This window comes from Solwaraspora sp. WMMA2056 (assembly GCF_030345095.1).
Lineage (GTDB): Bacteria > Actinomycetota > Actinomycetes > Mycobacteriales > Micromonosporaceae > Micromonospora_E.
Genome location: NZ_CP128360.1, coordinates 3,867,008 through 3,888,551, shown reverse-complemented (window position 1 = coordinate 3,888,551; position 21,544 = coordinate 3,867,008). Strand labels below are relative to the sequence as shown.

At 71.2% G+C, this 21,544-nt stretch carries 19 protein-coding genes; 4 read left to right on the top strand and 15 right to left on the bottom strand.

Features of this window, described 5'->3' with window-relative positions:
• Positions 1 to 134 precede the first annotated feature (134 nt).
• The 4 genes from O7608_RS17720 to O7608_RS17705 all read right to left on the bottom strand — a co-directional run bounded on the left by O7608_RS17720 (position 135) and on the right by O7608_RS17705 (position 3,703).
• Positions 135 to 887: an enoyl-CoA hydratase/isomerase family protein gene (locus tag O7608_RS17720; RefSeq protein WP_289205637.1), complete on the bottom strand. Its 753-nt coding sequence runs from the start codon at positions 885 to 887 to the stop codon at positions 135 to 137.
• 46 nt (positions 888 to 933) lie between these two features.
• Positions 934 to 1,161, bottom strand: coding sequence for a helix-turn-helix domain-containing protein (locus O7608_RS17715; RefSeq protein ID WP_123602399.1), 228 nt, complete (start codon positions 1,159 to 1,161; stop codon positions 934 to 936).
• Positions 1,162 to 1,424: 263 nt separating this feature from the next.
• Complete coding sequence (locus O7608_RS17710; protein ID WP_289205636.1) at positions 1,425 to 3,032, bottom strand: ABC-F family ATP-binding cassette domain-containing protein; 1,608 nt, start codon at positions 3,030 to 3,032, stop codon at positions 1,425 to 1,427.
• Positions 3,033 to 3,355: 323 nt separating this feature from the next.
• Positions 3,356 to 3,703 carry a hypothetical protein gene (locus O7608_RS17705; RefSeq protein WP_289205635.1) on the bottom strand — a complete coding sequence of 116 codons (348 nt, stop codon included), beginning with the start codon at positions 3,701 to 3,703 and terminating at the stop codon, positions 3,356 to 3,358.
• 209 nt (positions 3,704 to 3,912) lie between these two features.
• Here O7608_RS17705 and O7608_RS17700 point away from each other — a divergent pair, with 209 nt between their 5' ends.
• Complete coding sequence (locus O7608_RS17700) at positions 3,913 to 4,632, top strand: magnesium transporter MgtE N-terminal domain-containing protein (RefSeq protein WP_289205634.1); 720 nt, start codon at positions 3,913 to 3,915, stop codon at positions 4,630 to 4,632.
• Here the strand turns inward: O7608_RS17700 and O7608_RS17695 are convergent.
• A complete protein-coding gene (locus O7608_RS17695; RefSeq protein WP_289205633.1) occupies positions 4,629 to 6,047 on the bottom strand; it encodes a jacalin-like lectin in 1,419 nt (472 codons plus the stop codon). The genes O7608_RS17700 and O7608_RS17695 overlap by 4 nt on opposite strands.
• 158 nt (positions 6,048 to 6,205) lie before the next feature.
• On the opposite strand from O7608_RS17695, the gene O7608_RS17690 reads away from it, so the two are divergent.
• Positions 6,206 to 9,469 (top strand): penicillin acylase family protein, encoded by a 3,264-nt coding sequence (locus O7608_RS17690; protein WP_289205632.1) that lies wholly within the window; start codon positions 6,206 to 6,208, stop codon positions 9,467 to 9,469.
• Between the two features lie 65 nt (positions 9,470 to 9,534).
• Here O7608_RS17690 and O7608_RS17685 read toward each other — a convergent pair whose 3' ends face one another.
• From O7608_RS17685 to O7608_RS17650, 8 genes are all read right to left on the bottom strand, one after another.
• On the bottom strand, positions 9,535 to 9,951 hold the full coding sequence (locus O7608_RS17685) for a metal-sulfur cluster assembly factor (protein WP_421361557.1): 417 nt from the start codon (positions 9,949 to 9,951) through the stop codon (positions 9,535 to 9,537).
• 14 nt (positions 9,952 to 9,965) lie between these two features.
• Complete coding sequence (gene sufU, locus O7608_RS17680; RefSeq protein WP_289205630.1) at positions 9,966 to 10,424, bottom strand: Fe-S cluster assembly sulfur transfer protein SufU; 459 nt, start codon at positions 10,422 to 10,424, stop codon at positions 9,966 to 9,968.
• On the bottom strand, positions 10,424 to 11,734 hold the full coding sequence (locus O7608_RS17675) for a cysteine desulfurase (protein ID WP_289205629.1): 1,311 nt from the start codon (positions 11,732 to 11,734) through the stop codon (positions 10,424 to 10,426). The genes sufU and O7608_RS17675 overlap by 1 nt, the downstream gene beginning before the upstream one ends.
• Positions 11,735 to 11,785: 51 nt before the next feature.
• Positions 11,786 to 12,559: a Fe-S cluster assembly ATPase SufC gene (sufC, locus tag O7608_RS17670; protein WP_289205628.1), complete on the bottom strand. Its 774-nt coding sequence runs from the start codon at positions 12,557 to 12,559 to the stop codon at positions 11,786 to 11,788.
• The gene (locus tag O7608_RS17665) at positions 12,556 to 12,885 is read right to left on the bottom strand and encodes a non-heme iron oxygenase ferredoxin subunit (protein ID WP_282229693.1); all 330 of its coding nucleotides are present in this window, start codon (positions 12,883 to 12,885) and stop codon (positions 12,556 to 12,558) included. The genes sufC and O7608_RS17665 overlap by 4 nt, the downstream gene beginning before the upstream one ends.
• Positions 12,886 to 12,896: 11 nt before the next feature.
• Positions 12,897 to 14,144, bottom strand: a complete 1,248-nt coding sequence (gene sufD, locus O7608_RS17660; RefSeq protein WP_289205627.1) for a Fe-S cluster assembly protein SufD — start codon at positions 14,142 to 14,144, stop codon at positions 12,897 to 12,899.
• A 72-nt stretch (positions 14,145 to 14,216) separates the two neighbouring features.
• Positions 14,217 to 15,647 (bottom strand): Fe-S cluster assembly protein SufB, encoded by a 1,431-nt coding sequence (gene sufB, locus O7608_RS17655; protein ID WP_282226752.1) that lies wholly within the window; start codon positions 15,645 to 15,647, stop codon positions 14,217 to 14,219.
• Entirely contained in the window at positions 15,644 to 16,441 is a 798-nt protein-coding gene (locus O7608_RS17650; RefSeq protein ID WP_421360681.1) for a helix-turn-helix transcriptional regulator, read from the bottom strand. The genes sufB and O7608_RS17650 overlap by 4 nt, the downstream gene beginning before the upstream one ends.
• A gap of 217 nt (positions 16,442 to 16,658) precedes the next feature.
• Between O7608_RS17650 and O7608_RS17645 the strand changes: the two genes are divergently transcribed.
• Both O7608_RS17645 and O7608_RS17640 read left to right on the top strand, forming a co-directional pair.
• Positions 16,659 to 17,636 (top strand): COX15/CtaA family protein, encoded by a 978-nt coding sequence (locus tag O7608_RS17645; protein WP_289205626.1) that lies wholly within the window; start codon positions 16,659 to 16,661, stop codon positions 17,634 to 17,636.
• A 338-nt stretch (positions 17,637 to 17,974) separates the two neighbouring features.
• Positions 17,975 to 19,486 (top strand): APC family permease, encoded by a 1,512-nt coding sequence (locus tag O7608_RS17640; protein ID WP_289205625.1) that lies wholly within the window; start codon positions 17,975 to 17,977, stop codon positions 19,484 to 19,486.
• 196 nt (positions 19,487 to 19,682) lie between these two features.
• On the opposite strand, the gene O7608_RS17635 is transcribed toward O7608_RS17640, so the two are convergent.
• Both O7608_RS17635 and O7608_RS17630 read right to left on the bottom strand, forming a co-directional pair.
• Complete coding sequence (locus tag O7608_RS17635) at positions 19,683 to 20,015, bottom strand: hypothetical protein (RefSeq protein ID WP_282226749.1); 333 nt, start codon at positions 20,013 to 20,015, stop codon at positions 19,683 to 19,685.
• 205 nt (positions 20,016 to 20,220) lie between these two features.
• Positions 20,221 to 21,252: a heme o synthase gene (locus O7608_RS17630; RefSeq protein ID WP_421360678.1), complete on the bottom strand. Its 1,032-nt coding sequence runs from the start codon at positions 21,250 to 21,252 to the stop codon at positions 20,221 to 20,223.
• Positions 21,253 to 21,544: the final 292 nt, after the last annotated feature.

Genomic DNA, 21,544 nt, shown 5'->3' with positions numbered 1-21,544 from the left:
ACGTGTCCCCGGTCGGGTCGAACCGACTCAAGGACACCAGTGTCCCCGATGCCTCCGACAACGATCGCAGGTAACTACCGTATTCCCCTATTGGACCTTACCGGTCGGACCGGCCACCGCTGGGAGTCGTTGAGTCATTCGCCAGTGCCGGCCAGGTCCTGGAGCCGGCGGACCTGGGCGTCGCGCTCGGCGCGTAGCTGGTCCGCCGGGCTACGGTCGGTCGCCCCGGCGAGCAGTGCCTTGATCTCGACCACGGCGTCACGTGGACCGGCGAGTACGGCGGCCGCCAGGTCCGCCACCGCTGCGGACAGTTCGGCGCCGGGCACCACCAGGTTTGCCAGCCCGAGCCGCCGCGCCTCGGCGGCGTCGACCCACCGGCCGGTCACACAGATCTCCACCGCACGGGCGTAGCCGACCGTTTCGACGAGCCGACGGGTCCCGCCCAGGTCGGGCACCAGCCCGAGGGTCACCTCGGCCATCCGCAGTCGGGCCTCCTCGGTGACGATCCGCAGGTCGCAGGCGAGCGCGAGCTGAAATCCCGCGCCGACCGCCGGGCCGTGCACCGCGGCCACGCTGATCAGGTCGGGTCGCCCCAGCCAGGTGAAGGCCTCCTGGAAGCCGGCGATCTGCTCGGCCGCCCGGTCTGCGGGAAGGTCGACCAGCGCGGTTCGGAGCTGCTCGATCGCTCGCCGGTCGAGGCCGGCGGAGAAGGCCCGGCCCGCGCCACGGACCACCACCACCCGTGTGTCGCCGCGCAACTCCCGGCCGATGTCACGCAGCGCACGCCACATGTGGGGCGTCTGGGCGTTGAGCACGTCGGGCCGGTCCAACGTCACCGTCGCAACCGGCCCGTCGTAGTCGAGGCGTACGCCGTCGGTCACGGTCAACGGGGGCTCTGACCGTCGTGACGGAGGACGCGACACGCAGGTGCGGTCATCCCTTCTTGCGACGCCGAGCGCCGCCACGCTGACGCAGTTGCACGCCGGATTCGGTGAGCACCCGGTGGACGAAGCCGTAGGAACGGCCGGTGGAGGCCGCCAGGGCGCGGATGCTCTCCCCGGAGGTGTAGCGCTTGACGAGATCCTTGGCCAGGGTCTGACGCTCGGCTCCGACGATCCGGCGACCCTTCTCGGTGGTGGCGGCTGTGCCGGTGGCTGCCATGTTGATTCCTCACGTCCCAGACTGTGTGGTTCGATGCGGTCCCACCTATTAGACCGCCTCCAACGATCATGCGCCAGATATCAACTGTTCGCCAACCGACACGCACGACCGTGTCAGTTACCCGATACGGCACCCTGAGAGAATCCCCGCCGGCGGCCCCGGTTGTTCCGGTGGCAGCCGCCACACCAGCCGTGTTCATACAATTCGCGCTATCTGATAATGACGTTCACCGATACAACAGGAGGGCGACGAGAGCCGCCCGTTCATGCAAGTTCCACGAGTTCGAGCAGGTCGTCGCTCCAGGTGTCCTCGTCGCCGTCGGGCAACAGAATCGCCCGGTCAGGCTTGAGCGCCGACACCGCACCCGGGTCGTGGGTGACGAGCACGATGGCACCGGGATACCGGGCGATGGCGTCCAGAACCTGTTCACGGCTGACCGGATCCAGGTTGTTCGTCGGTTCGTCGAGCAGCAATACGTTCGCACCGGAACAGACCAGCGTCGCCAGGGCGAGCCGGGTCTTCTCCCCACCCGAGAGCACTCCAGCCGGCTTGTTCACGTCCTCACCGCTGAACAGGAACGCGCCGAGAATCTTTCGCAGGTCGGTATCGGACTGCTCCACGGCCGCACTGCGCATGTGGTCGAGCACCGACCGGTCGACGTCCAGGGTCTCGTGTTCCTGCGCGTAGTAGCCCAGCCGCAGCCCGTGCCCGGGGTGCACCGCACCGGAATCCGGCTCCAGCAGGCCCCCGAGAATCCGCAGCAGAGTCGTCTTGCCCGCGCCGTTGAGCCCGAGGATCGCCACCCGCGACCCCCGGTCGACCGCCACGTCGACCCCGGAGAAGATCTCCAACGAGCCGTACGACTTCGACAGCCCCGCGGCCGTCAGCGGCGTCTTGCCGCACGGCGCCGGGCTCGGGAAGCGGACCTTGGCCACCTTGTCCGCGACCCGTTCGTCCTCGAGGCCGGCCAGCAGCTTCTCGGCGCGCCGGGCCATGTTCTGCGCGGCCACCGTCTTCGTCGCCTTGGCCCGCATCTTGTCCGCCTGGGCGATCAGCGCCCCGGCCTTCTTCTCCGCGTTGGCGCGCTCCCGGCGGCGGCGCCGTTCGTCGGTCTCCCGCTGCTGCTGGTACGCCGTCCAGCCGACGTTGTACAGATCGACCACCGAGCGGGTGGCGTCGAGGAACCACACCTTGTTGACGACGGCGTCCAGCAGATCCACGTCGTGGCTGATCACCACCAGCCCGCCCTTGTGCCCGCCGAGGAAGCCCCGCAGCCAGCTGATCGAGTCGGCGTCGAGATGGTTGGTCGGCTCGTCGAGCAGCAGAATGCCCCCGCCGTTCTCCGCCGCGTCCCGGAACAGGATCCGGGCCAGCTCGATCCGCCGCCGCTGACCGCCGGAGAGAGTGCCGATCGTCTGCCCGAGGACCCGGTCGGGCAGCCCGAGGTTCGCGCAGATCCGGGCCGCCTCGGCTTCGGCCGCGTACCCGCCGAGCGACGCGAACTGATCCTCGAGGGTGCCGTACCGGCGGACCAGCCGCTCGTCGGTGCCCCCCTCGGCCAGCCGGGCCTCCAGCTCGGCCATCTGCGACATCAGGGTGTCCAACCCCCGGGCCGACAGGACCCGGTCGCGGGCGGTCACGTTCAGGTCGCCGGTACGCGGATCCTGCGGCAGGTAGCCGACGGCGCTGCGCCGCTCGATCTGCCCCGCGTACGGCAGTCCCTCGCCCGCCAGGACCTTGAGCGTGGTGGTCTTGCCCGCGCCGTTGCGGCCGACCAGACCGATCCGGTCGCCGGGCTGCACCCGCAGCGTGGTGTCGGAGAGCAGGATTCGCGACCCCGCGCGGAGTTCCAGGCCGGTTGCGGTGATCATCGGTGACTCGCTCCTGATGTCGAGGGCTGACTCGCGGACATGACAAAGCGCCGACAGGTCGTCGACCGTCGGCGCGGGGCGGTTCAGCCTTCGCAGAGCAGCACGGGCCCATACTACCGGTGCGCCGGCCACGGCTCCCAGCCGATTACCGTCGGCACGCGGTGGCCTGCCCGCCGACCCGGCCGACTCCGACGCGACGCGGTGTCCCGGCCCGGTCCGACCGGTGTCCCGGCCCGGTCACCACGGGCCGGAACAGACCCGCCAGGTGCCCCGCTCGGCCACCACGGTGAACTCCACCACCCGCGCGGTGCCGGACGGCCCGGTCAGCCGGACCCCGCCACCGCCGAGGTCGGGTCCGGGCCCGGTCGTGCCGCACCCACCCAGTGGTCGGCGATCTGCAGTCCCCGGGTCCACCGGGTGAAGTCGGTCCGGGCGAGCCGCGCCCGGACCGGCGCGCAGAGCAGGTCGTAGGCCGCCGCCGGAGCGGCCTGGTCGAGGCGGCTGACGAAGGTCGCGGCGGCGGTCCGCGCGGCCACCTCCGGCGGTTGCCGGTTGCCGAGGAACAGTCCGGCGACCCCTGCGGTCACCGCGGCCCAGAGCACCAGCACCACGCCGACCGTGACACCCTGCCGGGTGAACGGGTGGGACAGGCGGGGCAGCCGGGGGATCATTCCCGGCAGGTTAGCGAAGCGACGCTCGCGACGCCGCCGGGCGAGACCACCGAAACCTGGCCGAACGCCGCACAACTCCGCCGACGGGTTGATGCGACGTGCTGGCCAGGGATGTTAGGCACATCAGGCGCGCGTAACGATCACCTGACTCCCTGGAGACGACACTCATGCTGCCCGGTGGGATGATGCCCATAACCCAGCTCATCGCGATGGTTCGCAGTACCTCACCGCGACAGGCCGTCGGGTTGCTGGCGGCGATGCCCGCCGACCGGATCCCGGTCGCGGTCGCGGAACTGACGACGTCCGACCTGATCCGGCTCCTCCCCGCCGCCAGCGACGACCTGCGGGCCAAGTTGATGAGGCTGCTGAGCACCGAGCAGCTGGGCGACTACGCGCGCAGCCTGCCGACCGCAGAAGCGGTGGCGGTGCTGAGCCGGCTCCCCGCCGAACAGGTCCGCGCGGTCGCCGACCGGTTGCCGCAGCCGACAATGGCCGCACTGCTCACCGCGCTCTCCACCGACCAGCAGAACGAACTGCTGTCGGTCATGCGTCCGCAGCAGGCTCAGGCTGCCTGGGCGGGTACCTACCAGCGGGAGGTCGCCGAGGCGCTGGCCCGGGCGAACGCCGAGGTGAGCATCCCCGCCGACGCTCTTCCCGGCATCGTGCTGGTGCAGTTGTTCGGCTGGCAGATCACGGTGGCGGCGCGCCGCGACGACGACGGGCGGATCGCCGTACGGGACGCCGAGGACGCCGCGTACCGGCTACGCGCCAACGCGGCGCTGGCAGTCACCGACTACCAGCCCGCGTCGGACGTGCTGGACTACTGCGACGAGGCCCGCAAACAGGGGCGGCCGATCAGTGCGGTCGGCTGGGTGGACAACCGGCACGACGGCTACCTCAAGCGGGCCCTGGTCAGTCTGGTCCACTAACGGGACGCCGGTGCCGGGGTCCAGATCATCCCGAGCCGGTCGACCTCGGTGCCGGCGCGGCCGTGGAAGCCGCCGATCTGCCAGCCGGCCGGGGCGACGTAGGTGACCGTGTCGCTGGTCGGCGTACCGGCGGCCAGCACCCGGCCCAGGTTGGTGACGAACCGCGCGGAGAAGACCCGGGTCCGGCCGTCGCGCTGGCCCCGGGTCAGGGTCGCCTGGGTGAGGTACTCCCCCGGGGCCAGGTCCAGGCTGGTCAGGTTCCCGCCGGCACCACCGTGGGTAAGGGTCGGCCCGTCGGACAGGGTCAGCGACACCTGGTCCAGCCTGGCTCCACCGCGTACGGCGATCCGGCCGACCTGGCCGCCGGGGCGGACCTGGTCCACGTCGGTGAACGGGGTGCCGTGCGGGCCGCCCCAGTCGTCGCTCATCCGCAGGTCGGCGGCGAGACTCCAGCGCAGGGTGGCGGCGATCGGGTAGTGGTCCGACAGCGGCCGGCCGGCGGGGTCGAGGAACGCGGCGTTGTCGTTGGCGTAGCTCACCAGGTCCAGATCGATGAGCCGGTTGCCCCGGTAGAGGATCTTGTCGACCACCTCGCAAGCGGAGGTGACCTGCGCCGGGTCGCAGACCAGGGCCGGGCTGCCGGCGGCCGGCGGTACACCGCCACGCTCGGCCTGGACCCAGGCGTCGGTGAGCCCGGCGGCGCTGGCGAGGTCGCGGATGTTGTCCCCGGCCCGGGTCCACCGGGTGTTGGTGTCACCGGCGACGACCACCGCGATGCCCGCTGAGTTGGCCAGGATGTACTCGGTCAGCTGGGTGATGTTGGCCCGGCGGGCGGCCAGGTCGGCGTCGGTGCTGCCGGCGTTGGGGTGGGCGTTGTAGAAGTCGATTCCGACGCCCTCGGCCAGTCGGATCCGGGTGCGGGTGAAGCCCTTCGGGGTGAGGCAGTCCGTGCCGTTGCAGGTGTTCCAGCGCACCCGGGTCAGGTCGGAGTACGGATGGTGCGACAGTGTGTTGAGGCCGTCCCCGAAGGGCACGCCGCCGCTCGTGGGCGTCCGGTGTGGATGGTTGTTGGCCGCGTACAGGTCGGCGTGGTAGTTGAAGTCCTCCTGGACGTGGACCACGTCGTAGGCGTCGATGCGCTGCCCGATCGGTCGGGTGTTGACGGCGGGGTTGCCGCTGGAGAGCCAGGCCGGCAGGCCGGCGACGTTGTAGGTCAGCACCGAGACGGTGCCCGTGACGGCCGGGTCGGCGGTCACGGCGACCGACGCCGGGTCGGCGGGGGTCGCCGTCGGGCCGGTGGCGGTGGCCGACGCGGCGGCGGGCATCGGTCCGGCGGCGAGTCCGCCGGTGATCGCGAGTGTCGCGACGAGGCCGCCGATGGTCCGGCGACGCCCCAGCGGTCGAGGTCTGCGCATCGGTTGTCCCTTCTGTTCAGTCTGGCAGGAAATGCCCGACAATAATCGAGCCAGCTAAATCTTCCGCACCGGCACGGCGCCTGGCTACCATCCAGTAACTGAATTTTTTTCACTTCTGGCCATCGGGGGTCAACCCCCGCCCACCGATGGAGGCGTACATGCCCCTGCGCACCGCAATCACCAGACCCGTGGTCGCCGTCCTGACCGCCGCCGCGCTCGGCGGTGGGACCCTCGCCGTACCGGCCACGGCCGCCGCGCCACCTGACACCCCAGCTCCGGTGACCACCCTCGACCAGTCCCCCGCCACCGCGTCCACCACCGTGGACCACTGCCTTGACGAGTGCGCCGACATCCTGCCGCCCGGGCAGAACGGCAACGCCACCCTCGTCGACATCCTCGGCCACCAGGCCTTCGGCACCTACCCGCCGCACGCCCGCGACCAGCTCGACCGCTACGCCAGACTGGTCTACGGCTACGCCGGCCTGGCCGACGAACAGATCGACACCTTCTTCACCGACGCGTCCTTCGGCGTACCCGTCGGACAGGTCGCCCGCAGCTACCAGCCCCGAGCCGACGTGACCGTCGTACGGGACAGGGCCACCGGCGTACCGCACGTCACCGGGACCACCCGGGCCGGCACCATGTACGGTGCCGGCTACGCCGGAGCCGAGGACCGGCTGTTCACCATGGACCTGCTGCGCCACGTCGGACGCGGCACTCTCACCTCGTTCGCCGGCGGCGCCCCGGGTAACCGGGAGCTGGAGCAGAGCCTGTGGCGCACCGCGCCGTACACCCAGGCCGACCTCGACGCGCAGGTCACCGCGCTGCGTCAGCGCGGCGACCGGGGCGAGCTGCTCTACCAGGACGTCACCGCCTACGTGGCCGGCGTCAACGCCTACATCCGCGACTGCATGGCCGCCCGCAACTGCCCCGGCGAGTACGTCCTCACCGGGCACCTCGACGCGATCACCAACGCCGGCGGGCCGAAGCCGTTCCAGCTGACCGACCTGATCGCCATCGCCGGGGTCATCGGCGGACTCTTCGGCGGCGGAGGCGGCACCGAGATGCAGTCCGCGCTGGTCCGGGTGGCCGCCCAGGCCCGCTACGGACCGGTCGTCGGTGACCAGGTATGGCAGGGGTTCCGCGCCGCCAACGACCCGGAGACGGTGCTGACCCTGCACGACGGGCAGAGCTTCCCGTACGGCGCCAGCCCGGCCGACGCCACCAGTGTGGTGCTGCCCGACGCCGGCACCGCGCGGGTCGAGCCGGTGGTCACCGACCCCACCGGCTCGGCCGTCCCGACGGCGGCAGCGGCCGACGACGGGCCAACCGCCGGTGCCGCCGCCCTCGCCGGGCTCACCATCGGCGCGGCCCCGCGTGGCATGTCCAACGCGGTCGTGATCGGCGCCGAGCACTCCGCCACCGGACACCCGATCGCGGTCTTCGGCCCGCAGACCGGCTACTTCGCCCCGCAACTGCTGATGGTCCAGGAGCTGCAGGGACCGGGGATCAGCGCCCGGGGTGTCGCGTTCGCCGGGCTCAACCTCTACGTCCTGCTCGGTCGGGGAGCCGACTACGCGTGGAGCGCCACCTCGTCCATCCACGACATCACCGACACGTACGCCGTACCGCTGTGCAACCCCGACGGTGCCGCCCCGACGCTGGCCAGCAACCACTACCGGTACCGGGGGCAGTGCCTGGCGATGGAGGAGCTGTCGCACGTCAACCGCTGGTCGCCCACGGTGGCCGACCCCACCCCGGCCGGGTCGTACCGGCTGGTCACCTGGCGGACCCGGCTCGGCCTGGTCGGCTGGCGGGCGCTGGTCGACGGCCAGCCGCACGCCTTCACCCAGCTGCGGTCCACCTACCGGCACGAGGCCGACTCGGCGATCGGGTTCCAGATGTTCAACGACCCGGCCGTGATGGGCACCGCGGCCGACTTCATCGACACCGCCGACAACGTCGAGTTCGCCTTCAACTGGTTCTACGTCAACTCGACCGAGTCCGCGACGTTCACCTCCGGACGCAACCCGGTCCGCGCCCCCGGTGCCGACCCGAACCTGCCGATGCGGGCCGATCCGGCGTACGAATGGCTCGACTACGACCCGGCCACCAACACCGCCCGGTACGCCCCGGCGTCGTCGAAGCCGCAGTCGATCGACCAGGACTACTACATCAGCTGGAACAACAAGCAGGCCAAGGACTTCGGTGCCGCCGACGGCAACTTCAGCTTCGGTGCCGTGCACCGGGGCGACCTGCTCGACGTACCGGTCCGGGCCGCCGTGGCGGCCGGACGCACGCTCGACCGCGCCGACGTGGTCGCCCTGGTGCAGCGGGCCGGACTGACCGACCTGCGCGGCGCCGAGGTGCTCGGCACCATCCTGCGGGTGCTCGACAGCCAGCCGGTCACCGATTCGGCGCTGGCCGACGCCATCGCGGCGCTACGGGCCTGGCACGCCGACGGCGCGCTGCGGGTGGAGACCACCGCCGGCAGCAAGGTCTACCGGCACGCCGAGGCGATCCGGGTGCTCGACGCATGGTGGCCGCTGCTGGTCCGGGCACAGTTCCGGCCCGGACTCGGCGACGGGCTCTACCGGTCGCTGATCGACGCTCTGATGATCAACGAGTCGCCGTCCGGGCAGCAACGCGGCGACGTCTCCCAACTGCCCACGTCGGCCAACTCGGCGCAGACCCACAAGGGCTCGTCGTTCCAGTACGGCTGGTGGGGCTACGTCGACAAGGACCTGCGCGCCGTCCTCGGCGAACCGGTCGCGGCCGGCCTGGGCGACACCTTCTGCGGCGGCGGGTCACCGGCGGCGTGCCGGCAGGTGCTGCTGGACAGCCTGCGGGCGGCGCTGGCCGAACCGGCGACGACCACCTATCCGGGGGACGCGTACTGCGCGGCCGGCGACCAGTGGTGCGCCGACGCGATCGTGCACTCCCCACTGGGTGGCATCAACCAGGCGCTGATCGCCTGGCAGAACCGCCCCACCTACCAGCAGGTGGTGTCCTTCCCGGCCGGCCGGGGCGACGACGTGACCAACCTGGCCGCCGGCCGGCCGGTCAGCGCCAGCAGCAGCCAGCTGGGCAACCCGGTCGGCCGGGCGGTCGACGGCCACCGGGGCACCCGGTGGGCCAGCGACTGGTCCGACGACCAGTGGCTCCGCGTCGACCTGGGCGGTGCCCGCCCGGTCGGCCGGGCGGTGCTGCACTGGGAGGCGGCCTACGGCCGGGCGTACCGGATCGAGGTCTCCGACGACGGCACCGCCTGGCGGACCGTCTGGTCCACCACCGTCGGTGACGGCGGCACCGACGTCGCCGCCTTCCCGGTGACCACGGCCCGGTACCTGCGGCTGGTCGGCGTCACCCGGGGCAGCCAGTACGGCTACTCGCTCTACGAACTCGAGGTGTACGGCAGGTAGCAGACGCGACGGCGGGGTGGGCGGTCCGGCCAGGACCGCCCACCCCGCCGTCGCGTGTCGTCGGGTCAGACGTTGAACCCGAGGGCCCGCAGCTGGTCCCGGCCCTCGTCGGTGATCTTGTCCGGCCCCCACGGCGGCAGCCAGACCCAGTTGATCCGGATGTCGGAGACCAGGCCACCGCCCGGTCCGGTGGTCAACGCCTGGCGGGCCTGATCCTCGATGACGTCGGTCAGCGGGCACGCCGCGCTGGTCAACGTCATGTCGATGGTCGCGACGTTGTCGTCGTCGACGTGCAGGCCGTACACCAGGCCGAGGTCGACGACGTTGATGCCGAGCTCCGGGTCGACGACGTCCTTCATCGCCTCCTCGATGTCGGCCAGTGCCGGCCGACCGGCCGGGGTGGCCCCGGCCGCCGTACCGGCACCGTTGGACGTACCGGCGGCAGCATCGGTCGACTCCGCCACCGGCGTCGCCTCGGTCATGGTCTCTTCGGCACTCATAGCGTCACCTCCGGGCTCGCGCCCACACCGGCGCGTGCCGCGGCGTCCTTGAACGCCATCCACGGCAGCAGCGCACACTTCACCCGGGCCGGGTAGCGCGCCACTCCGGCGAACGCCACCCCGTCACCCAGCACATCCTCGTCCGGCTCGACCTGGCCACGGCCGGACACCAGTTCGACGAAGGCGCCGTGCACCGCGAACGCCTCGTCGGCCGACCGTCCGTCGACCAACTCGTACAGCACGCTGGCCGACGCCTGGCTGATCGAGCAGCCCTGGCCGTCGTGGGACACCCCGAGCCGGTCGTCGTCGCCCAGACTCACCCGTACGGTGATCTCGTCGCCGCAGGTCGGGTTGACGTGGTGCGCCTCCGCCGCGTAGGGCTCCCGCAGGCCACGCCCCTGTGGACGCTTGTAGTGGTCCAGGATGATCTCCTGGTACAGCTGGTCGAGCTCCATCAGTCGAAGACCTTCCGCGCCTGTTCCAGTCCGCGCACCAGCGCGTCCACCTCGCCGGTCGTGGTGTAGAGGTAGAACGACGCCCGGGTGGTCGCCGGGACGCCGTAGCGGACGCAGACCGGACGGGCGCAGTGGTGGCCGACCCGGACCTGCACGCCCTGGGCGTCGAGGATCTGCCCCACGTCGTGCGGGTGGATCCCGTCCAGCGCGAACGACACCGTACCGCCGCGCCCGGCAGGTGTCGGCGGGCCGACGATCCGCAGACCCGGCACGGTGGCCAGGGCATCCAGGGCGTACGCGGTGACCTGCTCCTCGTGCGCGGCGACCGCAGGCATGCCCAGTGCGGTGAGGTAGTCGACAGCGGCGCCGAGGCCGACCGCCTGGGCGATCGGCGGCGTCCCGGCCTCGAACCGGGCCGGCGCCGGGGCGAACGTGGAACCACTCATCGACACCGTCTCGATCATCGAGCCGCCGCCGAGTACCGGTGGCATCACGTCGAGCAGCGCCGCCCGGCCCCACAGCACCCCGATCCCGGTCGGACCGCACATCTTGTGCCCGGTGAAGGCGATGAAGTCGGCGTCCAGCGCCGCCACGTCCACCGGCCGGTGCGGCACCGACTGGGAGCAGTCCAGCAGCAGCAGGGCGCCGACCTCGCGGACCCGGCGGGTGATGGCGGTCAGGTCGTTGACCGTGCCGAGGATGTTCGACATGTGTACCAGGGAGACCAGTTTGGTCCGCTCGGTGATCAGCCCGGTCAGGTCCGACTCGTCGAGTCGGCCGTCGGAGGTGAGCCCGAACCAGCGCAGCGTGGCGCCGGTACGTTCGCACAGCAGCTGCCAGGGGACGATGTTCGAGTGGTGCTCCATCTCGGAGATCACCACCTCGTCACCGGGGCCGAGCCGCAACCGGGGGTCGGCGCCGGCACCAGCGCCGGTCGAGGCGTTGGCGAAGGCGTACGCGACGAGGTTGATCGCCTCGGTGGAGTTCTTGGTGAAGACCACCTCGTCCGGGCTGGCCGCGCCGATGAACGCGGCCAGCTTGGCCCGGGCACCCTCGTACGCCTCGGTCGACTCGGTGCCCAGGGTGTGCACCGACCGGGCGACGTTGGCGTTGTGCTGCTGGTAGTAGTCGGACAGCGCGTCGAGCACCTGGCGGGGTTTCTGGGAGGTGTTGGCGCTGTCCAGATACACCAGCGGGTGGCCGTTGACCTGCCGGCCGAGGATCGGGAAGTCCGCCCGGACCGCATCGACGTCCAACATGGATGGACCGTCGGGGGCCGGCGTGTCCCGGGGGATGGCTATGGTGCTCATCGGCTCGACGCCGCCCTTCTGCACGGATCGTGAGGTGGTCCCGGCGCCCGGTCAGGCCGCAGCCGTGCCGGCACCCGCGACGTACCGCTCGTAGCCTTCGGCTTCCAGCTTCTCCGCCAGCTCCGGGCCGCCCTCCTCGACGATCCGACCGCCGACGAAGACGTGCACGAAGTCCGGCTTGATGTAACGCAGGATCCGGGTGTAGTGGGTGATCAGCAGCAGACCGGTCTGGCCCGCGTCCCGTACCCGGTTGACCCCCTCGCTGACCACCCGCAGCGCGTCGATGTCGAGCCCGGAGTCGGTCTCGTCGAGGATGGCCATCTTCGGCTTGAGCAGCTCCAGCTGCACGATCTCGTGCCGCTTCTTCTCACCGCCGGAGAAGCCCTCGTTGACGTTGCGCTGGGCGAACGCCGGGTCCATCTGCAGCCGCTCCATGGCACCGCGCAGCTCACCGGCCCAGGTGCGCAGCTTCGGCGCCGTGCCGTCGACCGCGGTCTTGGCGGTACGCAGGAAGTTCGCCACCGACACCCCGGGCACCTCGACCGGGTACTGCATGGCGAGGAACAGCCCGACGCGGGCCCGCTCGTCGACCGACATGGCGAGCACGTCTTCGCCGTCGAGCAGCACCTCACCGCCGGTGATCTCGTACTTGGGGTGGCCGGCGATCGAGTACGCCAGCGTCGACTTGCCGGAGCCGTTCGGGCCCATGATGGCGTGCGTCTCCCCCGACCGGATGGTCAACGTCACCCCGGCCAGGATCGGCTTGAGCTCGCCTTCCGGCAGCTTGACCGACACCTGCAGGTCGCGGATCTCCAGAACGCTCATGGTACGGCTACTCCATTGCTCGGCGTCAGACTGACGTAGATGTCGCCGTCGCGGATCTCGACGGGAAAGACGGGGACGGGTTCAGTGGCGGGCAGGCCGGTGGGCTGCCCGGTCCGCAGGTCGAACCGGGAGCCGTGCAGCCAGCACTCCAGGGTGCAGCCGTCGACCTCGCCCTCGGAGAGGGCGACCGCGGCGTGCGAACACTGGTCGTGCACCGCGTGGAAGGCACCCTCGTCGGTGTGCACGACGGCGACCGGTACGCCGTCGATGTCGGCGCTGACCGCCGATCCGGACGGGATCTCGGCGGTGGCGCAGACCCGGATCAGGTCGGACATGGTCAGCGGATCTCCTCGGCGACCACCCCGGGCTGGCCCGGTACGGTCGGTGCCACACCGGCACCGGTCACGGTCGGGGCGCCGGTGGTCTCGGCACCGGCTTCGACGGCCGATTCGGCGCGCACGAGTCGCTGCTCGATGGCGTCGCCGAGCCGGTCACGCAGCTCGGCGACCGGGATCTTGTTGACCAGCTCGGTGAAGAAGCCCCGGACCACCAGTTTGCGGGCCTCGGCCTCCGGGATGCCCCGGGCCATCAGGTAGAACAGCTGCTCGTCGTCGAACCGGCCGGTGGCGCTGGCGTGCCCGGCCCCGGCCACCTCACCGGTCTCGATCTCCAGGTTGGGCACCGAGTCGGCGCGCGCGCCGTCGGTCAGCAGCAGGTTCCGGTTGATCTCGTACGTGTCGGTGCCGGTCGCCTCGGCCCGGATCAACACGTCGCCGACCCAGACGGTGTGTGCGCTGGCGCCCTGCAGCGCCCCCCGGTAGCCGACGTTGCTACGGCAGTCGGGCACCGTGTGGTCCACCAGCTGCCGGTGCTCCAGGTGCTGACCGGCGTCGGCGAAGTAGAGGCCGAACAGTTCGGCGTCGCCACCCCGGCCGGTGTACTCGACGCTGGTGAACTGCCGGACCAGGTCCCCGCCGAGGGTCACCTGGACGTGGACGACCCGGGCGTCGCGGCCGAGCCGGAACTTCACGTGCTGCGCCTGCACCGCGTCGGACGCCCAGTCCGCGACGGTGACCAGGGTCAGCGCGGCACCGTCTCCGACGATCACCTCGACGTTGTCTGCCAGCGTGGTCGCGCCGACCTGCTCGAGGACCAGGGTCGCCTCGGCGAACCGGCCGACGTCGACCAGGGTGTGGCCGTACGCGATCGCGTCCGTGCCGTCGCCGCTGACCGTGATCACCGCGGCCTGTGTCGGGGTGGCCTCGGGGGCCACCTCGACCAGCAGCGCGTCGGCGGCCAGCCCGTAGGCGAGCGCGCTGATCCGGTCGATCGGGGTCAGCACGCTGCCGATCCGGGGATCGGACCGGTCGACGCGGCGCGCCGTCACCCCGGCGGGCAGGTCGGCGTACCGGTGGGTGAGCGACCCGGTGGCCGCCGGGGTCCCGGTGGCGAGCCCGCGCAACCGCTTGAGCGGGGTGAACCGCCACTCCTCCTCCAGGCCGGTGATGGCCGGGAAGTCGGCGACGTCGTGTGAGCGCAGCGCCTGGGACTTGGTCTTCGGCGGCGCGGAGGCCTGAATAGTCATCTCTTCCTGTTCTCGGCGGTTTCTCGACGGCCGGTGCACACCGGCGACGGGTACGGGCAGGGTCGGGCCAGGTCAGCCGACCGCACCCTCCATCTGCAGCTCGATGAGGCGGTTGAGCTCCAGGGCGTACTCCATGGGGAGTTCCTTGGCGATCGGCTCGATGAAGCCACGCACGATCATGGCCATCGCCTCGTCCTCGCTCAGGCCCCGGCTCATCAGGTAGAACAGCTGGTCCTCGCTGACCTTGGAGACGGTCGCCTCGTGCCCCATGGCCACGTCGTCCTCACGGATGTCGACGTACGGGTAGGTGTCCGACCGGGAGATCGCGTCGACCAGCAGGGCGTCGCACTTGACCGTGGACCGGCTGTGCTGCGAACCCTCCAGGACCTGGACCAGGCCACGGTAGGAGGTGCGTCCGCCGCCCCGGGCGATGGACTTGGAGACGATCGTCGAGGAGGTGTGCGGGGCCGCGTGCACCATCTTCGCGCCGGCGTCCTGGTGCTGCCCCTCGCCGGCCATCGCCACCGAGAGCACCTCGCCCTTGGCGTGGGCACCGGTCATGTAGACCGCCGGGTACTTCATGGTGACCTTGGAACCGATGTTGCCGTCGATCCACTCCATGGTGGCGCCTTCGTGGCAGACGGCCCGCTTGGTGACCAGGTTGTAGACGTTGTTGGACCAGTTCTGGATGGTCGTGTAACGGCAGCGGGCGTTCTTCTTCACGATGATCTCGACCACTGCGGAGTGCAGCGAGTCGGAGGAGTAGATCGGCGCGGTGCAGCCCTCGACGTAGTGCACGTAGGCACCCTCGTCGACGATGATCAGCGTCCGCTCGAACTGGCCCATGTTCTCGGTGTTGATCCGGAAGTAGGCCTGCAGCGGGATCTCGACGTGCACGCCCTTCGGCACGTAGATGAACGATCCGCCGGACCAGACCGAGGTGTTCAGCGCGGCGAACTTGTTGTCACCGACCGGGATGACGGTGCCGAAGTACTCCTTGAAGAGGTCCTCGTGCTCCTTGAGGGCGGTGTCGGTGTCGAGGAAGACGACCCCCTGCTCCTCCAGGTCCTCCCGGATCTTGTGGTAGACCACCTCGGACTCGTACTGGGCGGCGACGCCGGCGATCAGCCGCTGCTTCTCGGCCTCCGGGATGCCCAGCTTGTCGTAGGTGTTCTTGATCTCCTCCGGCAGTTCCTCCCAGCTGGTGGCCTGCTTCTCGGTGGAGCGCACGAAGTACTTGATGTTGTCGAAGTCGATGCCGGTCAGGTCGGCGCCCCAGGCCGGCATCGGCTTGCGGCCGAACAGCCGCAGGCCCTTGAGCCGCAGGTCGAGCATCCACTGCGGCTCGCTCTTCTTGGCGGAGATGTCGCGCACGACCGCCTCGTTGAGCCCGCGCGTGGCGGCGGCACCGGCCACGTCGCGGTCGGCCCAGCCGTACTCGTACCGGCCGAGGGCCGCGAGGTGCTCCTCCTGGGAGATGGGCGCGACGGTCTGCTCGGTCATCTATCTGTCCTCACAGTGCTGGTGACGTGGTTGGTCGGTGGATCGGTCGGGTGCGTGCCACGGGTCGCGGCGACACCGGTCGAGGTGGCCTCCGCCCGGCGTGGGTCCGGAATGTGCGTGGTGCACACTCCGTCACCGTGGGCGATGGTGGCCAGGCGCTGCACGTGGGTGCCGATGAGGCGCGAGATCACCGCGGTCTCGGCCTCGCACAGCTGGGGGAACTCGGCAGCCACGTGCGCCACGGGGCAGTGGTGCTGACACAACTGCCCCCCGGACGCGATCGTGGACGCGTTGGCAGCGTAGCCCTCCGCGCTGAGCGCCTCGGCGAGTGCCTCGGCGCGGGCCAGCGGATCGTCACCCGCCTGGTCGATGGCCGCCCGGCAGCGGGCCTCCAGCCCGGCCACCTGGGCGGCGGCGAACTCCTCCACGGCGGCGTCGCCGCCGTGGCCGGCGATCCAGCGCAGTGCGGCGGCGGCCATGCTGTCGTAGCGGTAGCGCCCGTGGCGCGAGCGCGCGGTGTCAGTGAGCCGGAAGACCTTCGCCGGGCGGCCCCGACGTCGGTCGCTGCGGGCCGGAGCGTCGCGGGCCACCACGTCGCCGTCGGCGAGCATGGCGTCCAGGTGCCGGCGGATCGCCGCCGGGCTCAGGCCCAGCTCCGCACCGAGCTGCGCGGCGGTGGCCGCACCTCGCTCCAGCAGCAGGGTGACCAGCCGGTCACGGGTACGCCCGTCCGGGCCGGCGACGACCGCACCGGTCGTCGACCCGCCCACCGGCAGACCCACCCTGTTTTTCACTACGCCAACGTTACGTATTTCCGGGGGCACCCGCAAACAGGCTGCCGGTGATCCACCACACCGCCACCGGAAGTGACCGGACGGCGGATGCCGGCGACCATGCCCGCCCCGGGCGTGTCCCGCTGGCGGCGACGGGCCGCGCGGGTGCCGACCCGGCCGGTCACCGGGCGCGCACCGCACCGCTGTGGCGTCGGCCACATGCGTACGATTGCGTACCGTGACCGACTCCCGCCGGCAGTTCGCCTCACCCGTCCTGGTACGCAGGCTCAGCCTCGCCTCGTTGATCGCCAACGTGGCGATCGTGGTGACCGGCGGTGGGGTGCGGCTCACCGGCTCCGGGCTCGGCTGCCCGACCTGGCCCCGCTGCACCGAGGACTCGTACGTCACCACCCCCGAGATGGGCATCCTCGGCGTCATCGAGTTCGGCAACCGGGTGCTCGGCATCCTGGTCGGCCTGATCGCGCTCGCCACCCTGGTCGCGGTGCTGGTGGGCCGGCCCCGACGGCCGGACCTGCGCGGGCCGGCGCTCGGCGTGCTGGGACTGGTGATCCTGCAGGGCGTGATCGGCGGGATCAGTGTCCGGGTGCAGCTCAACCCGTGGGTCGTCGCACTGCACTTCATGCTGTCGATGGTGGCGCTGGCGGTGGCGTACACCCTCTGGCGACGGGCCCGCGACGGTGGCCGCACCGACGCCGACACCGTGCCCCGGCCACTACGTCACCTCGCCTTCGCGATCGTCACGGTGAGCTTCGCGGTCCTGGTGCTCGGCACCGTGGTGACCGGCAGCGGTCCACACGCCGGCGACGCCGACGCCGGGCGCACCGGGCTGGACCCGCAGGCCATGTCGCAGCTGCACGCCAACTCGGTGGCGCTGCTGGTCGGGCTCTCGATCGCCTGGTGGTTCGCCCTGCGCGCGATCGGCGCCGGCCGCCCGGCGGTACGCGCGGCGGTGGTCCTGATCGTCGTCGAGCTGGCCCAGGGGCTGATCGGTGTGGTGCAGTACCTCACCAACCTGCCGGTGGCGCTGGTCAGCGCCCACATGCTCGGGGCCTGCCTGGTCTGGCTGGCCACCCTGGCGGCGCTCTGGTCGACCCGTGGGCGGGCCGCGCAGGCCGGTGGGGCCGCGGAGACGACGCCGGGAGCTGCCGCAGCCGCCGACCACGACGCCCGCCCGCTGGCCGCAGCGAGGCCGTGACCGACCACCAGGCCGCCATAGGGCCGTGACCGGCCACCACGACGCCGGGCCTGGATCGGTCTGAAGACGGCTGAATACCGCTGACCTCTCCTCATAGCGGAAAGTACCGGTAAGGCTACGCAGGTGCCGGAGCATCGCCGCCGGCACGACGATCCGGGTGCGGCAGCCGAGGTTCCCCCGTGCCGTGGCTGCCGCGCCCCTGGTTCGCGCGAGGGTGGCCGGACCGCGGGACGATCCGCACCCGCCGGTCCGCCCGCTCTGCTCGCGCGGCGAGCCACGGAGCAACCTCCGCCTTCCGCGCGCCCTCCCCGACGCCGATCCTCCCTCGGAGTTCCCGCGTGTCCCAATTACGTTCCCGTCAACCGGGCACCGTCGCCGCCACGCTGGCCCGGTCCCGGCTCGGAGTACCCCAGGTGCTCTTCTTCGTTCTCGCCGCCGCCGCGCCGCTGACCGTGGTCGCCGGCGGCGCCAGCACCGGCTTCGCGGTCACCGGCACCACGGCGGTGCCCATGGCGTACCTGCTCATCGCGGTGGTCATGGCCATCTTCGCGGTGGGCTACGTGGCGATGAGCCGCCACGTGGTCAACGCCGGCGCGATGTACAGCTACGTCGCGCACGGACTCGGCCGCGTCCCCGGCATCGCGGCCGCGTTCGTCGCGCTGGTCGCTTACAACGCGATGCAGATCGGTCTGTACGGAGCGTTCGGCGTGGTCGCCGCCGAGGTGGCCGCCGTCGCCACCGGTGCCGCCGTGCCGTGGTGGGCCGGTGCCCTCGCCGGTTGGCTGCTGGTCGCCGTACTGGGTCTGGCCCGGGTCGACCTCAACGGGCGGCTGCTGGCCGGCCTGCTGCTGGCCGAGCTCGCGGTCATCGTCGGGTACGGCCTGGTGATGGTCGCTCACCCCGCTGACGGCGTGGTCGACACCCAGACACTCGCCCCCGGGCAACTGCTCACGCCCGGAGTGGCGGCGATGCTGGTCGGCGGGATCGCCGGCTTCGTCGGCATCGAGGCGAGCACCGTCTTCGCCGAGGAGACCCGTGACCCACGCCGGACGGTGGCCCGGGCGACGTACCTGGCGGTGGCGATCACCGGTGCCTGCTACGCCGGCTCGGCGTGGGCCATGTCGGTCGCCGCCGGCGCGGACGCGGTCGTCGACCAGGCTCGCCAGCACGGCACCGAGCTGATGTTCGTCCTGGTGGGCCCGCATGTCGGACAGGCTGTCGTCGACGCCGGCCGGTTGCTCTTCCTGACCAGTCTGTTCGCCGCGCTGCTCGCGTTCCACAACACCGTCGCCCGGTACCTGTTCGCGCTCGGCCGCGAGCGGGTGCTGCCGGCCGCCCTCGGTCGGACGAACCGCCGTACCGGTGCCCCCAAACTGGGCTCGCTCACCCAGAGCGGGCTGGCCCTGGTGGTGATCGTCGCCTACCCGCTCGCCGGACTGGATCCGATCACCCACCTGTTCTTCTGGTTGACCGTCACCGGCGGGTTGGGGGTGCTGATCCTGATGACCGCCACCTCGGTGGCGGTGATCGGCTACTTCCTCGGGCACCCGCGCGGCGAGTCGGCCTGGCGACGCTGGTGGGCCCCGGGCACGGCCACCGTGGTCCTGGGGTTGATCCTGATCGGTACGGTGACGAGCTTCGGGGACCTGCTCGGCCTCCCGGACACGTCGCCGCTGCGGTGGTGGTTCCCCGCCGGGTACGCCCTGGCGGCGCTGGCCGGCACCGGGTGGGCGATGTGGCTGCGGGCCCACCGGCCGCAGGCGTTCCAGGCGATCGGCTGGGGTGCCGACAGCGCCACCACGGCCGTCCCGGTGTCGCTGCCGCCGGCCCGGTTGCCGACGAGCGTCTAGCGCCGCCGACACGGCGGGACACGAGCGCGGTCCACCCGCCCGACACGGCGGGACACGAGCGCGGCCCGGGCCGATGGCCCGGGCCGCGCTCTTCTCGTCATTCTCCGGTCGCGTTCGGCGGGTGCTCGCCAGTCACGCTCCCGGTCGTCGGTCGTTGTGCAGGACGGTACGTACGGCCATCAGCCCTCGGCGGCGGTCAGCGGGCGAGGCTGCGCTTGGCCATCGACCGCCACAGGTCGTTGCTCGGGCGCATCTGGTCCATCAGCTCCCGCTCCCACTCGTTCTCCACCTCGACCCCCGCCTTGAGGCAGGCGGCGCGGGCCACGTCGGTGCCGTCGGCGAAGTGGTCACCCCACTCGCCGTCCCCACCTACCAGCACGATCCGTGCGCCACGCTTGCCGACGTACTCGATGACCGCCTTCGCACCGCCGTGGCCGGCGGCGAAGGAGCGGATGCCGGCGACCAGGCCGGAGGGCGCGTCCGTAGGGACGGACTCGGTCGCCAGCGTCGTATCGGAACCATCTGCCATAGCGGAAGCGTAAGCAGAGCGAACCGGTTTCGCCGATCGGATGTCGGCTTTTTGTGACTCCAATTACCCGCATGTTTAGAAACTCGCACCGACAGTTGATGGTGATTTATTCCATCAAACAGGACAAACGGCGAGCAGCAAAGAGGACGAAAAGCGACAAAGGCTCTGGAGGACGCCGCCGGGCCGATCTTGGGCGAGGGCTCGGTCAGACCAGCGCGTCCAACGCCACCGCGACGAACAGGACGGTCAGGTACGTGGTCGACCAGTGGAACAGCCGCATCGGCCGCAGCGGCTCGCCACGTACCGAGCGCCGCTGCAGCCGGTGTGCCTCCAGCAGGAAGATCGCGCCGACCACGGCCGCTGGCACCGCGTAGAGCAGCGACATGCCCAGCGGCCAGATCACCAACGACGAGGCCACCGTCAACCAGGTGAACAGGATGATCTCGGTGTTGACCCGCCGGGCCGAGGCGACCACCGGCAGCATCGGGATACCGGCCCGGGCGTAGTCCGCCTTGTACTTGATGGCCAACGCGTAGAAATGCGGCAGTTGCCAGAAGAAGACCACGGCGAACAGGCCCCACGCCACCGGGGACAGCCCGCCGGTCACGGCGGCCCAGCCGATCAGCACCGGTGCCGCCCCGCAGGCACCACCCCAGAAGGTGTTCTGCGGCGTGCTGCGCTTGAGCCACATGGTGTAGACCAGGTCGTAGTAGACGATCGCGGCCAACGTCAGACCGGCCGCGAGCCAGTTGGTGAAGACCGCCATCAGCGTCACCGACACCACGGCGAGGGCCAGCCCGAACGCCAGCGCGTGCCGAGGGGTGACCACGTGCGTCGGCAACGGCCGACGCTTGGTCCGCCGCATCAACTGGTCGATGTCACGGTCGATGAAGCAGTTCAGCGCGTTCGCCGCGCCGGCGGCCAACGAACCGCCGATCAGCACCACCGCGACGAGCCACAGCGGCGGCATGCCACCGGCGGCGATCATCATCGTCGGCACGGTCGTGACCAGCAGCAGCTCGACGATCCGCGGCTTGGTCAACGAGACGTACGCCCGGAGGACCGCCAACAGGTCCCGGCCACCGGTGACGGGCACCGCGGCGGCTGAAGCGTCCACCCCGGTCGCCGCGTCCACCCCGGCTACCGGCTGGACCCCGCGCACCCGGTCCAGTTCGGCGCTGGTGGTGGACGTGCCCCGCGCCCGGTCGTAGGCGGGGCGCTCGGTGACCATGCTCACGGGCTGCACCTTCCGGCGTCGGCGCGGGTGACCTTCCAACTGGCGCCCGACCTACCGGCCGACGCACGTCCGACAGCCTACGCGCAGGTATTTTCCCTGCCCGGCCGACCCATGACCGGTGCCCGTCGTCACATCGGGCAGCCGTTCTACCGGGCACGACACGTATCCCCCGGCAGTCGACCGACGGCCGCGCCGACGGCCGACGACCCTCGGTGACCATCCGGTTGTCGAGATCGGCGGGCGCACGTTCAACCCTGCTCGATAGGGTCGTGACGAGGGTTCCGCCTACCTG